The sequence below is a fragment of the Microvirga flocculans ATCC BAA-817 genome, assembly GCF_000518665.1.
GTDB classification, from domain to species: Bacteria; Pseudomonadota; Alphaproteobacteria; order Rhizobiales; family Beijerinckiaceae; genus Microvirga; species Microvirga flocculans.
Map to the genome: position 1 here is coordinate 164,491 of NZ_KI912469.1, position 14,135 is coordinate 178,625.

Below are 14,135 nucleotides of genomic sequence, written 5' to 3' on the forward strand. Positions count from 1 at the left end.
GCTCACCTGACCTCGATCATGGAAGAGGCGCAGTTAAGGTCTCATGAAGAGACGTAAGCTAGGGCCGGTTGTGCAGCCTTACAGGGGCCGTGCGGGCTATTCCGCTCTCGAGTTCCGCGCGGCATCGAGAGCATTGGCGAGCGCCACATACCCTTCGACCGGGATGTTCTCGGCCCGGACCGTCTCCTCGAGTCCTGCGGCCCCGATGATCGCAGCCGGGTCGGGAGCGATGGATTTCAGGCTCTGGCGCAGCATTTTCCGGCGCTGCCCGAAAGCCGCCCGCGTGACCGCCTCCAGCGCAGCGAGACGGCAGGGCAAGGGATTGGACCGCGGGGTCAGATGGACCACGCTCGATGTGATCTTCGGCGGCGGCACGAAGGCGGAGGGCGGCACGTCGAAGAGAATGCGCGATTGCGCCCGCCATCCGCAGAGGACGCCGAGGCGTCCGTAATTCTTCGGGTCGCTCTCGTCGGCGACGATGCGCTCGGCGACCTCCCGCTGAAACATGAGGGTGAGCGAGGCCCACCAGGGCGGCCAGGCCTCTCCCGTGAGCCAGCCGGTGAGCAGGGCAGTGCCCACGTTGTAGGGCAGGTTGGCGATGATCCTGACAAGCCCGCCGCCGGTCACGGGGCGCGGGTCGAATTCCAGCGCGTCGGCCTCGACCACCTCGAGCCGTCCCGGATAGCGCGCGGCGATCTCGGCCAGAGCCGGCATGCAGCGGGTGTCGCGCTCGATGGCGATCACCTTCCTGGCTCCGGCGGCGAGGATGGCCCGCGTCAGGCCGCCGGGGCCGGGGCCGACCTCGATGACGGTGGCGTCCTCCAGAGGCCCGGCGGAGCGCGCGATCCGGCTCGTGAGGTTGAGATCGAACAGGAAGTTCTGGCCCAGGGACTTCTTGGCCATGAGCCCATGGGCGCGGACCACCTCGCGCAAGGGCGGAAGATCGTCGATCTGGCTCATGAGCGCCCCAGGCGGGCGGCAAGCTTCAGGGCCGCCATGAGGCTGTCGGGACGGGCGATGCCCTTGCCCGCGATGTCGAAGGCGGTGCCGTGGTCCGGCGAGGTCCGCACGAAGGGAAGCCCGAGGGTCACGTTGACCGCTTCGTCGAAGGCCAAGGTCTTGATCGGGATGAGGGCCTGGTCGTGATACATGGCGAGCGCCGCATCGTAGAGGCTTCTGGCGCGGGCGTGGAACATGGTGTCCGCCGGCAACGGGCCTGCAACCGCGATGCCCTCACGGCGAAGAGTCTCGATGGCCGGAGCGATGACCGCTCCATCCTCCGTCCCCATGGCGCCATTCTCCCCGGCATGGGGATTGAGACCGGCGACGGCGAGCCGCGGATTCGCGATTCCGAAGCGCTCCCTCATCTCCCGGGCCACGATGCGCCCCGTCAGCACGATGAGTTCCTCGGTCAGGGCGGCCGGGACCTTCGAGAGGGGGATGTGCACGGTGACGGGCACAACCGCCAACTGCTCGCTCCAGAGCATCATGACAGGATGGTAGGCGTGCCCGTCGGCCTCCGAGGCCAGTGCGGCCAGGAACTCCGTATGCCCCGGATGCCGGAAACCGGCCTCGTAGAGCACGTGCTTGGCGATGGGGTTCGTCACGACGGCGGAGGCCGCGCCGGCCCGCACCAGCCGCACCGCCGTCTCGATGGACTCGATCACGGAGGGCGCATGGGCGGCGTTGGGCTGGCCCGGCTGCGCGGAGACGGTTACGCCGAGGGGAATGACGGGCAGCGCGTCCGGGAAAACTGTTCCGATTTCCTCTATTGCGACGACCTTGACCGGAACTTTCCAGCCGTAACCCTGGGCGACCCGTTCAAGAAATTTCGGATCGCTCAGGACGGCGAACGGGGGCAGGGAGTGCTCTTTGCGTTGGAGCCAGGCTCTGAGGCTCAGCTCCGGCCCGATCCCGGCCGGATCACCCTGCGTCAGCAGGAGAGAGCGCTGGTTCAAGCCGGACACTGGAGCCTTTCGTCATCATTCATCGGTGCCGCTGAGATTTTGGCTGAGCCCGGCCTCACCGAGCGAGCGCAATTCGAGCCGGAACGCGATGGTGTGGTTCTGATCCTTCTCGCCTGAAGTCTGGCTGATCTCCCGAGGCGTGATGGTGTAGCTGAGCGCGAAGGTCGTGCACTCGTCCATGTAGCCGATGCCCAAGGACATGCTGCTGAGAGAGGCGATATCCTCGCGATTATAGACGGCCGTGACCGGGTTTATGGCATATTGCACCAGGAAGTTCTCCCGCGCCAGCAGATAGCGGTCGAGGTCGAGGAGAACGGATCCGGACACGTACCAGTTTGGCGTCAGGTTCCAGCGGGCGGAACCGAGCACGCCTTCGCGGCGAAGCGGGAAGCCGATGGCCGGCTGAGCCTCGTAGCGCGCATAGGTCAGCGAAGCCGAAACCGGCAGGTAAGGGTCGAAGTCCGCCCGGATGCCGGCCTCGAACCTGTTGAGCGAGAAGTCTTCCTGATCGAGGCGGGCCCGCGTCACGAAGGCGAAGTTGCGGTTCGGCGAGATCTGGAAGCGGCCCACATAGTCAGAGGCACGAGAATCGAGCCCCGAGTCCAGGCCCACATTGGCGAGGTCTCCCTGACGGAACGAGTTCCGCCCGGCGAGCTGGTAGGACTGCCCGAACAATACGTTGGCATAGAAATCGTCGGCGCCCGTCACCGTGTATTGCAGGCCGATATTGGCGCGAACGCCGCCCTCGGCGCGGTCGTAGCCCGAGAACTTGTCCCAATCGAACAGGGTCGTGTCGTCGAAGATGAGGCTCTGCGCGTCCTCGTTGGGGAGATTGCCGACCCGGGTCTCGTTAGGGCGGGCGATCACCTGTGCGATGGGCTCGATGATCTGCTGTCCCGAGGTGCCGAGGCTGGCGATGAAGGGATAGCGGTACTCGACGCCGACGGCCGGGGTGGCGCGGAAGAGATAATCGTCGTTCCCGTCGATGAAGTTCGCGAGATTGGGGTTCTGGTAGCCGTTGAAATCCGGAGCGATCCAGAAGTTGTCGGCCCTCAGATAGGCGAAGGGGGTCCAGGACTGGCCCACCGGATCGATGAACTCGCGCCGCCACGACGCAGAGACGGAGGCGCGGGAAGCCGAACCGCTGATGCCGCGCACGAGGCAGTTCGCCTGATCGAAAGTGATGCAGGTCTGGGCTACGTTGAAGTAGGTTCTGTTGAGCCTGTTCAGGGGCTCGAACTGGGCGGCTTCGCGTGAGAGGCTCGTCACGTTCACGTCGAGCGCGAACTCGCCGCCGATGGTGGAGGGCGTAAAGCGCTTGTTGTAGTCCAGGACGGGAGCCACGATGGGCTGCTGCTTCTGCCAGTCGTAGCTGGACAGCGTCTGGAAGTAATAGCCCCGCATGTCGAAGAAGGAGCGGTCCCCCTGGCCCTGAAGGTACAGAGTCGAGATGGATTCCTTTACGTAATAGGCGTTGATGCTCTCGCTCTTGATCTTGTAGTTCGTAAGGAACCACTTGTCGGAGACGAGCGCGATATCCCAGCCCCACCGCCAGTTCTGGTTGATGTAGAACTGGCCGGCCGTTTCCAGGGAGCCGCGGAGCTCGCGGTCGCCGGGGCCGTAGGGCGGCAAGCGGAAGGCGTCGGGCTCCAGCTGCGAGATGCCCGCAGCCCGGATGTTGTACGTGCCCGTGTCGAGGCGGTGACGCCATTCCACTTCACCCAGAACGCCCTGCCGGCTCAGGATGGTGGGGTTGATCGTCAGGTCGTAGTTCGGCGCGATGGCCCAGAAGAACGGAACGGACGCGCCATATCCGAGCGTGTTCGAATAGACGTAGCGCGGCGCCAGGAAGCCGGTCTTGCGCTTGACCGTCGGGTCCGGGGTCCAGAAATAGGGCAGGTAGGCGACCGGGATCCCGAGCAGCTCAAGGCTGGCATCCTCATAGTAGATCGTCCGTTCGCTGTTGTTGTGAATGATCTTGGCGGCCTTGACCTGCCAGAGAGGCGGCCGCTCCGGATTGTCCTTGCAGGGCTCGCAGGCCGTGTAGGTGCCGCGCTCGAAAACCGTGGTTTCGCCCTCGGCGCGTTCGGCGCGTGGGGCCGAGAACCGGGTGGTAAGGGGGCGGCCCTGATCGACCGTCGTCTGAATGACCCGCAGGGAATCGATGAAGCCGTTCTTAAAGTCGTCCGTCAGCTCGAACCGGTCGCCGGTGGCGACCGTCCCGCTGGCGTCGGTCAGGCGAGCGTTCCCTTCGGCAAAGACGCGTCCCGTGTTCCGGTCGTAGGTGACCCGGTCGGCCTGCAGGGTGCGACCCTGGTAGTTCATTTGAACGTCGCCGGAAGCCGCGATGGTGTTCCGGTCGTTGTCGTAGACGATTTCCTTAGCGTCAACGAGGAGGCGGTCCGTGTCCGAACCTGCCTTGGCGCGCGCCGTGATGGCGTCGTTGAGCGTCCCTTGGGCAAGGGCCGGCATAGACCCAGCGGCATAAGACAGTGCCGCTGCGACCGCAGACATTGCGATCGTTGTCCCGAGCCTCCGCATCCCCACTCCTTCGAACCGTTTCTTATCGAGAACGGTCAGCCGTCCTCTTGGTATAACAAGGCCAAAGTCCCCAGGAGGCTGCCTACGACAGCCGGAAACCAAGCCGCTACAAGGGAGCTGATGATTCCGGAGGCTCCAAGCTCCGCCATAAGCTCAGTGGCGACATAAAGCACGAACCCGGCCGCAACGCCACCCAGAACCATCATGGCCACACCGCCAAATCGAAAGAATCTTAACGATACGGATGCGGCCACGAAAACCATGGCGATGAACAGCAGGGGGCGGGCGAGAAGCAGGTCGTAATGAAGGCGGTAGGTGGTGGTGTTGATATCCGCCTGCTCCATGCGGCTGATCGTCTCCTTCAGGTCCCAGAAGGGCACGGCATCCGGCTCGATGAAGCTCTGTCGAACCTGCGAGGGCTGGAGGCTCGAGGCGATCAGGTAGCGGTCGTGGTTCTCGGGTTCCGCGATGGCGGACAGGACCCGGGCCTCCTTCAGCTCCCAGAACCCCTCATGCAGCAGGGCCTCCTTGGCCTCGACGCGGTGGGTGAACGTACCGGCTTGGTCGAAGGCGTAGACCGTGACCCCGAAGAGGGTCGCCGAATCGGTCGCCGAGGCGTTGGCGCGGAAGATGGCCTGCCCGTCGAGGCTCCGCTGGCGAATCCAGATCGGCTTCTCGCGGGTTTGAATGTTGCGCGAGAAAACCTGCGTTTCCAGGTCGGAGGCCTGCTGCTTCAGGACGGCCGAGACCGGGTTGTACACGGTGATCGACAGGATGCCGATGAGCAGGGCGATCAGAAGGCCGGGCTGAAGGAACTGCCACGCGGAGATGCCCGCGGCGCGTGCCACCACGAGCTCCAGCTTGCGGCTGAGCTGGAGGAGGGCGGCCATGCTGCCGAACAGCACGGCGAAGGGCATCACCTGCTCGGCGATGGCCGGGGTCCGGAACAGGGCGAGCTGGGCGATGATGCCGGTCGTTGCATTGGGCGCATCGCCGGCCCGGCGCATCAGCTCCACGAAATCCAGGGTGTAGACGAGGGTGAAGACCGTCGCGAAGACCAGGAAGATCGTCTTGAGGAACTGGCGCGAGAAATAGAAGCCAAGGGTTCGGCCGATCAGCATGGTCAGGCCTTCTGAGGTGCTGGGGCGCTTCGGGGCGACCGGTTGCGGAACGCCCTCAGGAGCCTGGTCTGGAAGGACCCCATGGCCTGTCCTTTGAAGATCATCAGAAGGCAGATGACAATGCCGCCCAGGGGCACCCCATAGACCATGGGGACGGCCGCCTGCGTCCTGGCGACGGCGCTCGAGGCTGCGAAGCCGAGGATGCGCAGGAGCACGACCGCCACGACGGCGCCTGCGATGGCAAGGCCGCGCCCCTGACGGGTCGTGCGGGCTTCGCCCAGGGCGACGAAGGCGATCAGCATCATGACGAGAGGATAGAGCCAGGAGGACAGCCGGTCGTGCAGCTCGGCCCGGAAGCGGCCGCGCTGCTCCTGATAGAGAAACTCGTTCTTGTCGGGGAAGAGGAGTTGGGTCGTGCTCCGCTCGCGGGGCTTGTAGACGACATCGCCCCCTTCCTTGCTGAAGGCGGACAGGTCGACCGCATAGCGCTCGAAGGCCACAATGGAGGAATCGCGGCTGTTCGGCTCTTTGCGCTGAACGCTGCCCTTTTGAAGCACGAGATAGGCGTTCCCGCCCTGTTCCACAGTCTGCCCGCGCTCGGCGAGATAGACGATGGCTTTGTCCTTATCCCGCAGATCCTCCATGAAGATCCCGAGCAAGGCGTCGCCCTGGCGCTCCCGGTAATGGAAGGTGATGCCGTTCTCCAGGGTGATGAACTGGCCCTCCTTGGCCATGGTTCCCACGAAATCGGCCCGGATCTTGGTGAAAAGCTGGCGCAGCTCCTGAAGGCTCGCCGGCATCAGGTAGAGCGAAATCATGCCGACGATGACGCAGACGAAGGCGGCCAGGGCCATGAAAGGCCGCAGCAGGCGCCGCGGCGGCATGCCTCCGGCGCTCATGACGATCAGCTCGGAATCGCCGTTGAGCTTGTTGAGGGTGTAGAGCGTGGCGAGAAACAGGGCGACGGGCGCGATCACGCTGATCAGGGCGGGGAGGGACAGGCCCGTGACCGTGAAGAAGATCACGAGGGTCTGGCCCTTGCCGGTCAGCAGATCGAGCTCCCGCAGGGCCTGCGTGATCCAGATCACGCCCGTGAGGGCGACCAGACAGGCAGCGAAGGCGTTGAAATTGATCTTGAGAATGTAGCGTTCGATAAGAGTCATGAAGCCCTTCGCCCCGGGGCGGTACAGCCCTGGGTACCTTGTCACGCCATCCCAGGCAAGACGGCCGTTTTCAACAGCCTGGGATTGCGCCGATTTCACGGCAGCTTTCCCGTGCCCTCGCCGTCTATATGATATATGTCCCAGACGTCAGCGTCGCAGCCGGCTGCAAGACCGGGCATTGCATCAATCGAAGAGGAATTCATGGCCGATAGCTTCAAGATCGACTTTCAGGCCCATGGCAAAGTCGAGACTGGCGATCTCATCGTATTCGTCGGGGACAATCTCAAGCCCACGCCCGCCGTCGCCAAGCTGCTCGGCCCGAAAACCGTCGATCTCGTTGCCAAGGCGGCTTCTGCCGAAGCCTTCAAGGGCAAGGCGAAGACGGCCCTGTCGATCGTCGTCCCCGCAGGCCTCTCCGTCGACAGGCTGATCGTGATCGGCCTCGGCGGCGAGAAGGACCGCAAGGACGTCGATTTCGTCCAGCTGGGCGGCCTGATCGCCGGAAAGGCGAACGGCAAGGACGTGACCGTGATGCTGGATCTGCCCGGCATCGAGGTCTCGCCCGATGCGGTCGCCGATATGGCGCTCGGCGCCCAGCTGCGCCGCTACAGCTTCGACCGCTACAAGACCAAGAAGAAGGACGAGGACGAGAGCAGGAAGGGCGGGCGGCTCGTCTTCAGCGTGGCGGATCCCGCCGCCGCCAAGAAGGCCTACAAGTCCCGCGAGGGCGTGCAGCAGGGCGTCATCATCGCCCGCGATCTCGTGAACGAGCCGCCGAACGTGCTCGGCCCCCAGGAATTCGCCGCCCGCGCCCAGGCCCTGACCAAGCTCGGCGTCGAAGTCGAGATTCTCGACGACAAGGCCATGAGGAAGCTCGGCATGAACGCCCTGCTCGGCGTGGCGCAGGGCTCCGTGCGGGGCGGGCGCGTCGCCGTCATGCGCTGGAACGGCGGCAAGGCGAACGACAAGCCCATCGCCTTCATCGGCAAGGGCGTGGTGTTCGATTCGGGCGGCATCTCGATCAAGCCGGGCGCCGGCATGGAGGACATGAAGGGCGACATGGCGGGCGCGGCCTGCGTGGTCGGCCTCATGCATGCGCTCGCCAGCCGCAAGGCCAAGGCCAACGTCGTGGGCGCCATCGGCCTCGTGGAGAACATGCCGGACGGCAATGCCCAGCGGCCCGGCGACATCGTGACCACCATGTCGGGCCAGACCATCGAGATCATCAACACGGACGCCGAGGGCCGCCTCGTGCTGGCCGATGTGCTCTGGTACGTGCAGGACCGCTTCAAGCCCAAGTTCATGGTCGACCTGGCGACCCTCACGGGCGCGATCCTCGTGGCCCTGGCGCAGGAATATGCGGGCCTGTTCTCGAACAATGACGAACTGGCCGAACGCCTCGCCGCCGCCGGCAAGGCGACCGGGGAACGCGTCTGGCGCATGCCGCTGGGGCCCGAATTCGACAAGATGATCGATTCCAAGTTCGCGGACATGAAGAACTCCGCAGGGCGCTTCGGCGGATCGAGCACGGCGGCGGCGCTTCTCCAGCGCTTCGTCAACGACGTGCCCTGGGCCCATCTCGACATCGCGGGCACCGCCATGGGCTCGCCGGCGACCGAGATCAACAAGGGCTGGAGCTCGGGCTGGGGCGTGCGCCTCCTCGACCGTCTCGTGCGCGATCACTACGAGGCGTGAGCGCCAAAGCACTGCCATCCCGGGGCCGCGTCGGCGGAATCCGGGATGGCTTACGAGCGCAGCGCCCGATCCCCGATCTGCGCTGCGCTCCGTCCGGGATGGCGATGCGGGTATGACCGAGGTTCTTTTCTACCATCTTCAGCATCAGCCCCTCGAGGCCGTGCTGCCCACGCTCCTGCAGAAGACGCTGGAGCGGGGCTGGCGGGCGGTGGTGCAGGCCACGACCGAGGAGCGCATGGCCGCCCTCGACGATCATCTTTGGACATTCTCGGACGAGAGCTTCCTGCCGCACGGCACCGACCGCGAGGCCCATGCGGCCGACCAGCCCGTTCTGCTGACCCTGTCGGGCGCCAATCCCAACGGCGCGTCGATCCGCTTTCTCGTGGAGGGCGCCGACCTGCCCGAGGACATCACGGCCTATGAGCGGCTCGCGCTTCTGTTCGACGGCAACGACGCCGAGGCGCTCGCCCTGGCCCGCGACCAGTGGCGCGCCGTGAAGGCAGGCGGCCACGACGCGACCTACTGGCAGCAGGACGAGCGGGGGCGCTGGCAGCGCAAGGCGTGAGGGAGGCATCGCGGATCGCAGGCCGAACACGAAGTCGTCATCCCCCAGGCGCTTGCAATGGAGGCCGTTTCCTCCAGTTTCAGCCGGGCCATAAGGATGCTTTCATGATTCGACCGTTGCGCCTCGCCCTTCATGCGGCTCTTGCCCTGTCCCTCGCGATGTCTCCCGTCGCGTTCGCGCAGGAGCAGCAGCCCCAGGGGCAGCAGCAGGAGGCCCGCAGGCCCCGCCCCGAGTCACGGGAGGCGCAGCCGCTTCCGCCGGAATCGGTGACGCGGCATACGCTTCAGCTTTCGGGCCGGACGCTTCAGTTCACCGCGACCGCAGGCCATCTGACGCTGACGGACCAGCAGGGAGCGCCCCAGGCCGAGATCGGGTTCGTGGCCTATGCGAAGGACGGGGCCGATCCGGCGACGCGGCCCGTCACCTTCGCCGTGAACGGAGGGCCGGGAGCGTCCTCGGCGTATCTGCATCTCCTCGCCATCGGGCCGTGGCTTCTTCCCCTCGACGGTTCCACGATCAGCCCCTCGACCTCACCGGCGCTCGTGCCCAATGCGGAAACCTGGCTCGATTTCACCGACCTCGTGTTCATCGATCCGCCCGGCACGGGCTACAGCCGCGTGGTCGGCGGCGATCAGGTGCGCGAGCGCTTCTATTCCGTCCAGGGCGATATCGAGGGGCTCGCCGCCTTCGTCATGCGCTGGCTGAAGGAGAAGAACCGCCTCGTCTCGCCGAAATTCTTCGCGGGCGAGAGCTATGGCGGCTTCCGGGGGCCGCTTCTGGCGCAGAAGCTCCAGAGCGATCAGGGCGTCGGCTTCAGCGGGCTGGTGCTGATCTCGCCGGTCCTGGATTTCGACTGGCTCGACCAGGGAACCGGCGCGCCATGGGCCAGCGCGGCGCTCTTGCCGTCTCTCGCGGCAACGAAACTCTCCCGCAGCGGCCCCGTCTCGCGGGAGGCGTTGAAGGAGGCGGAAGCCTATGCCTCGGGCGAGTATCTCGTAGATCTCATGCGCGGTCTTCAGGACAGGGAGGCCGTGGAGCGCATCAGCCGGCGGGTGGCGGAACTGAGCGGGCTCGGCCCCGACGTCTCGCGGCGTCTCGCCGGACGCATCGACATGGGCGCGGCCCAGCGGGAATTGCGGCGCGGCGCGGCCGAGGTCGTCAGCGCCTACGATACCAACGTCGCCACCGCCGACCCGAATCCCAACGCCCAGGTCTCGCGGTTCGAGGACCCGGTGCTCGACGGCATGACGGCCCCTTGACGAGCGCCGTCGTCCATCACCTGTCTCAGACCCTGAACTACAAGGCGGAAGGACGCTACAATCTGCTCAACGGCTCCATCAACGGCGCATGGCGCTGGGGCGGGCGCAACGGGCCGGAAAACCTCGAGGAATTGCGGCAAGCGCTCTCCCTCGACGGCAAGTTGCGCGTGCTCGTGACCCACGGCTTCACCGATCTGGTGACCCCCTATTTCACGTCCCAGCTCCTCTTGAACCAGTTGCCCGATCTGGGTCCCCAGAAGCGTGTGGCGCTCTCTGTTTACGAAGGGGGCCATATGTTCTATTCGCGGCAGGCGTCGCGGCAGGCCTTCAGGGCCGATGTGCAGCGGCTCTTTGAAGACGCGCTGCGGGCGAGGGCGGCCGGTAACGGGGATTGATGGGGATGCGTGCAAAAGTTCTGTCGAGTGTCGCCCTTGCGGCATCCATGCTGGCTGCCTGCAGCAGCACGGGTTCCGCGCCGCCACCAGTCGCCATGCCTGCGCCGTCGATGACGGCGGCAGGCCCGGCCATCGCGGGTCCTGTTCTCGGGCCGGACGGGCAGTGCACGGGCACTCCCGCCGGAACGGCCACCGCCATCGAGCCCGGCATCACCGAATGCGACCTCGTGCGCCTGAAGGGCAAGCCCGCCACCGATGTGCTCGTCGGCGAAAGCGGCAAGGGCCAGCGGGAGGTGCAGGTGCTCTATTCGGAGCCCGGCGGCCGAGAGCTCTATTTCTTCGTGGACAACAGGCTCGACCGGATCGTGAAGCCGTAACGCGCGGCGAACCGGATCCGCTTCGCAAAGAAGCGCTGTTGAAACGCACATGGCCGGGACGAAGCCCGGCCATGCTTGTCGATGAGGCTGACGCGCTCAGATGATGTAGAGATAGCTCATGGCCGCAGCAGAGCCTGCCTTATTGAGCACGACACCGGTGTCGAACAGGCCGTCGGCGTTAAGGTCTGAGACCAGGAAGCCCTTATTGATATCGGGGTTGTACAGGAAGACGTGCCTAACGCTCGTGTCGCCGTACAGGTAATCCGCATCGGAGGCGGCCGTCGAAATGGAGGCCGCGTCCGTCATGACCTCGCGGTAATTGCTTTTCGTCCCTTTGATCGTCATGTCGATATAGTCGTAGGACCGGTTCCAGTCGGTGATGACGTCGGCTGTGCTGGTCGTGAGGCCCGAACTGCCCTTCGTGAAGACGAAGTAGTCTTCTCCGGAGCCGCCGCTCAGCGTATCGCGTCCGGTCCCGCCGGAGAGAAGGTCGTCGCCGGAGCCGCCCACGAGATAATCGAGGCCTGACCCGCCATAGATATCGTCCTGACCCGTGCCGCCATAAAGGTCGTCGTGGTCCGAGCCGCCGCTCATCAGATCGTTTCCGGAACCGCCATAAATCGTGTCATGGCCGGCATCGCCGTAGAGATCGTCATCACCTGAGTCGCCGTCCAGGTAGTCGTCCCCGTAGCCGCCATAGATCGTGTCGTATCCGTAGCTGCCATAGATGTCGTCGTGGCCGCTCCATCCGTAGATCAGATCGTCGCCGTCATAGCCGTAGATGATGTCCGAGCTGGAGAAGCCGTCGATATCGTCGTCGTAGTCGGTTCCGTAAATTTTTGCCATTCGTGCCTCCACGTCGTTCATCGTGACTGAGACCGGCAGGAGACCCGCCGGAAAATCGAAGCCGGGTTGTGCCACAAGGTGGGTTAACCGCTCGTAGTGTCATCATCGGGCAGCGCGGCTGAATGGTGGCAGGATAGCCCATTCATCTGCCGTAAAGCTGCAGATTGGCCTGCAAAACGCGGATATGGTGAACGATTTCTAAACGCAGGCCTTCATCCAGGCGGGCATCGGACCCGCCCGGATGAGGCATGCTCGAAGGGCAGGAAAGCTACGCGCCCGCTTCCTCGATCTCGCCGCTTACCAGCAGCCATTCTTCCTCGACGGAGGCCAGGGTCGAAGCGGCCTCGGCGCGCATTCTGGAAAGCTCCGTGGCCTTCGCCGGATCCTTCTGGAAGGCCGTGCCGTCGGCGAGCGCTGCGTCCACCTTGCCGATCGCGTCGGTGAGTTTCGCCATCCGCGCTTCTAGCGCCTCCAGCTTCTTGCGCAGGGGCGCAAGGGCTGCGCGCCTCTCCGCGGCGGCGCGGCGCTCGTCCACCTTGGAGGCGGCGGCCGCCTGCGGCTTGTCGGAGCGTTTCTGCGGATCGAGCGCGCCCGAGAGAACGAGCTGGCGGTAATCGTCCATGTCGCCGTCGAAGGGCTTCACGCTGCCGTTGCCGACGATCCAGAGCCTGTCGGCACAGGCCTCGATCAGGAAGCGGTCGTGGCTCACCAGGATGACGGCGCCCGTGTAGTCGTTGATCGCCTCCATCAGCGCCGTGCGGCTGTCGATGTCCAAGTGGTTCGTCGGCTCGTCGAGAATGAGCAGGTGAGGGCCCTCGAAGGCCGCAAGCCCCATGAGCAGGCGCGCCTTCTCGCCGCCGGAGAGCGCCGAGACAGGCGTGTCCGCCTTCGCGCCGGGAAAGCCGATCTGCGCCGTGCGGGCGCGGATCTTGGCGACGGGCGCATCCGGCATCCGCTCGGCCACGTGGTCGTAGGCGGTCGCCTTCGGATTCAGCTCGTCGAGCTGGTGCTGCGCGAAATACGCAACATCCATGCGGGCGGGCGTGCGCATCTCGCCCTTCATGGGCGCGAGCTTGCCGCCGATGAGCTTGCAGAAGGTGGACTTGCCGTTGCCGTTGGAGCCCAGGAGCGCGATCCGGTCGTCCGGCGAGATCGTGAGGTTCAGCCGGTCGAGCACGATGCGCTCGCCATAGCCCGCGGCCACGCCCTCGACGGTGACGAGCGGCGGCGCGGCGGGCCGTTCGGGTCCCGGCAGGTTGAAGGGCAGAACATCGTCCTCCACGATGGTGGCGATGGGTTCGAGCTTGGCGAGCCGCTTCACCCGGGACTGCGCCTGGCGTGCCTTCGAGGCCTTGGCCTTGAAACGGTCGACGAAGGCCTGGAGATGCTTGCGCTCCGCCTCCTGCTTGGCCGCCATCTTGGCGGTCAGCTCGCGCTTTTCCGCATATTGCCTGGCGAACGAGGTGTAGCCGCCGCGATAGATCGTGAGCTTGCCCCGGTCGAGATGGAGGATGTGGTTGACGCAGGTGTCCAGCAACTCGCGGTCGTGGCTGATGATCAGCACCGTATGCGGATAGCGCCCGAGATAATCGTAGAGCCAGAGCGTGCCTTCGAGGTCGAGATAGTTCGTCGGCTCGTCGAGGAGCAGCAGGTCGGGCTCGGTGAAGAGCACGGCGGCGAGCGCCACGCGCATGCGCCAGCCGCCAGAGAAGTCCGAGCAGGGCCGGTTCTGCGCCTCGGCGTCAAAGCCGAGGCCGTGGAGAATGGCGGCCGCGCGGGCCGGGGCCGAATGCGCGCCGATATCGGTGAGCCGCGTCTCGATCTCGGCCCGCCGCAGGCCGTCGGCGGTCTCCGCCTCGGCGAGGAGGGCGGCGCGCTCCTTGTCGGCGGCCAGTACCACCTCGATCAGGGTTTCGGGCCCGCCCGGAGCCTCCTGGGCCACGGCGCCGATCTTCATGCCCCGGGGCAGGGTGACCGTGCCGCTCTCGGTGGCCAGCTCCCCCTGGATGATCTTGAACAGGGTGGTCTTGCCCGCGCCGTTGCGCCCCACGAGCCCCACCTTCGCGCCGTCCGGCAGGTTGAAGGTGGCGCGGTCGAGGATCAGCCGGTCGCCGATGCGGTAGGTCAGGTCGTTGACATGGAGCATGCCGCCTTTTGGCGCGGGATGGCGGCTCTGGCAAGGTGCTTGAAGGGTGCAGGAGGCGCG

The 14,135-nt window shown here is 65.5% G+C and carries 12 protein-coding genes; 5 read left to right on the forward strand and 7 right to left on the reverse strand.

Annotated features, from left to right (window positions below; genetic code table 11):
- Positions 1 to 96 precede the first annotated feature (96 nt).
- From rsmA to lptF, 5 genes are all read right to left on the reverse strand, one after another.
- Entirely contained in the window at positions 97 to 960 is an 864-nt protein-coding gene (rsmA, locus tag L879_RS0118945) for a 16S rRNA (adenine(1518)-N(6)/adenine(1519)-N(6))-dimethyltransferase RsmA (RefSeq protein ID WP_027317465.1), read from the reverse strand.
- Entirely contained in the window at positions 957 to 1,967 is a 1,011-nt protein-coding gene (pdxA, locus tag L879_RS0118950) for a 4-hydroxythreonine-4-phosphate dehydrogenase PdxA (protein WP_027317466.1), read from the reverse strand. Before pdxA ends, rsmA begins: the two co-directional genes overlap by 4 nt.
- Positions 1,968 to 1,982: 15 nt before the next feature.
- Positions 1,983 to 4,481 carry an LPS-assembly protein LptD gene (locus L879_RS0118955; protein ID WP_245265267.1) on the reverse strand — a complete coding sequence of 833 codons (2,499 nt, stop codon included), beginning with the start codon at positions 4,479 to 4,481 and terminating at the stop codon, positions 1,983 to 1,985.
- A 62-nt stretch (positions 4,482 to 4,543) separates the two neighbouring features.
- Positions 4,544 to 5,629, reverse strand: coding sequence for an LPS export ABC transporter permease LptG (gene lptG, locus L879_RS0118960; protein ID WP_027317468.1), 1,086 nt, complete (start codon positions 5,627 to 5,629; stop codon positions 4,544 to 4,546).
- 2 nt (positions 5,630 to 5,631) lie between these two features.
- Complete coding sequence (lptF, locus tag L879_RS0118965; RefSeq protein WP_027317469.1) at positions 5,632 to 6,792, reverse strand: LPS export ABC transporter permease LptF; 1,161 nt, start codon at positions 6,790 to 6,792, stop codon at positions 5,632 to 5,634.
- A gap of 201 nt (positions 6,793 to 6,993) precedes the next feature.
- Between lptF and L879_RS0118970 the strand changes: the two genes are divergently transcribed.
- The 5 genes from L879_RS0118970 (at position 6,994) to L879_RS0118985 (ending at position 11,083) form a co-directional block, all read left to right on the forward strand.
- Positions 6,994 to 8,487: a leucyl aminopeptidase gene (locus tag L879_RS0118970; RefSeq protein WP_027317470.1), complete on the forward strand. Its 1,494-nt coding sequence runs from the start codon at positions 6,994 to 6,996 to the stop codon at positions 8,485 to 8,487.
- A 112-nt stretch (positions 8,488 to 8,599) separates the two neighbouring features.
- Positions 8,600 to 9,052, forward strand: coding sequence for a DNA polymerase III subunit chi (locus L879_RS0118975; protein ID WP_027317471.1), 453 nt, complete (start codon positions 8,600 to 8,602; stop codon positions 9,050 to 9,052).
- A 104-nt stretch (positions 9,053 to 9,156) separates the two neighbouring features.
- Entirely contained in the window at positions 9,157 to 10,311 is a 1,155-nt protein-coding gene (locus L879_RS22365; protein ID WP_245265268.1) for a S10 family serine carboxypeptidase-like protein, read from the forward strand.
- Complete coding sequence (locus L879_RS24405) at positions 10,308 to 10,706, forward strand: hypothetical protein (RefSeq protein WP_245265269.1); 399 nt, start codon at positions 10,308 to 10,310, stop codon at positions 10,704 to 10,706. The genes L879_RS22365 and L879_RS24405 overlap by 4 nt, the downstream gene beginning before the upstream one ends.
- Entirely contained in the window at positions 10,706 to 11,083 is a 378-nt protein-coding gene (locus tag L879_RS0118985; protein ID WP_035460240.1) for a hypothetical protein, read from the forward strand. The genes L879_RS24405 and L879_RS0118985 overlap by 1 nt, the downstream gene beginning before the upstream one ends.
- 96 nt (positions 11,084 to 11,179) lie before the next feature.
- Here the strand turns inward: L879_RS0118985 and L879_RS24530 are convergent, their stop codons facing one another.
- The gene (locus L879_RS24530) at positions 11,180 to 11,929 is read right to left on the reverse strand and encodes a calcium-binding protein (protein WP_051435446.1); all 750 of its coding nucleotides are present in this window, start codon (positions 11,927 to 11,929) and stop codon (positions 11,180 to 11,182) included.
- Positions 11,930 to 12,197: 268 nt separating this feature from the next.
- Positions 12,198 to 14,075 carry an ABC-F family ATP-binding cassette domain-containing protein gene (locus L879_RS0118995; RefSeq protein WP_027317473.1) on the reverse strand — a complete coding sequence of 626 codons (1,878 nt, stop codon included), beginning with the start codon at positions 14,073 to 14,075 and terminating at the stop codon, positions 12,198 to 12,200.
- Between the last annotated feature and the right edge of the window lie 60 nt (positions 14,076 to 14,135).

Excerpts from the sequence above, each read along its gene's own strand:
- lptG (WP_027317468.1), bottom strand. The coding sequence starts at position 5,629 with ATGCTGATCGGCCGAACCCTTGGCTTCTATTTCTCGCGCCAGTTCCTC.
- L879_RS24530 (WP_051435446.1), bottom strand. The coding sequence starts at position 11,929 with ATGGCAAAAATTTACGGAACCGACTACGACGACGATATCGACGGCTTC.
- L879_RS0118970 (WP_027317470.1), top strand. The coding sequence starts at position 6,994 with ATGGCCGATAGCTTCAAGATCGACTTTCAGGCCCATGGCAAAGTCGAG.
- L879_RS0118955 (WP_245265267.1), bottom strand. The coding sequence starts at position 4,481 with ATGTCTGCGGTCGCAGCGGCACTGTCTTATGCCGCTGGGTCTATGCCG.
- rsmA (WP_027317465.1), bottom strand. The coding sequence starts at position 960 with ATGAGCCAGATCGACGATCTTCCGCCCTTGCGCGAGGTGGTCCGCGCC.
- L879_RS22365 (WP_245265268.1), top strand. The coding sequence starts at position 9,157 with ATGATTCGACCGTTGCGCCTCGCCCTTCATGCGGCTCTTGCCCTGTCC.
- L879_RS0118975 (WP_027317471.1), top strand. The coding sequence starts at position 8,600 with ATGACCGAGGTTCTTTTCTACCATCTTCAGCATCAGCCCCTCGAGGCC.
- lptF (WP_027317469.1), bottom strand. The coding sequence starts at position 6,792 with ATGACTCTTATCGAACGCTACATTCTCAAGATCAATTTCAACGCCTTC.
- L879_RS0118995 (WP_027317473.1), bottom strand. The coding sequence starts at position 14,075 with ATGCTCCATGTCAACGACCTGACCTACCGCATCGGCGACCGGCTGATC.
- L879_RS0118985 (WP_035460240.1), top strand. The coding sequence starts at position 10,706 with ATGGGGATGCGTGCAAAAGTTCTGTCGAGTGTCGCCCTTGCGGCATCC.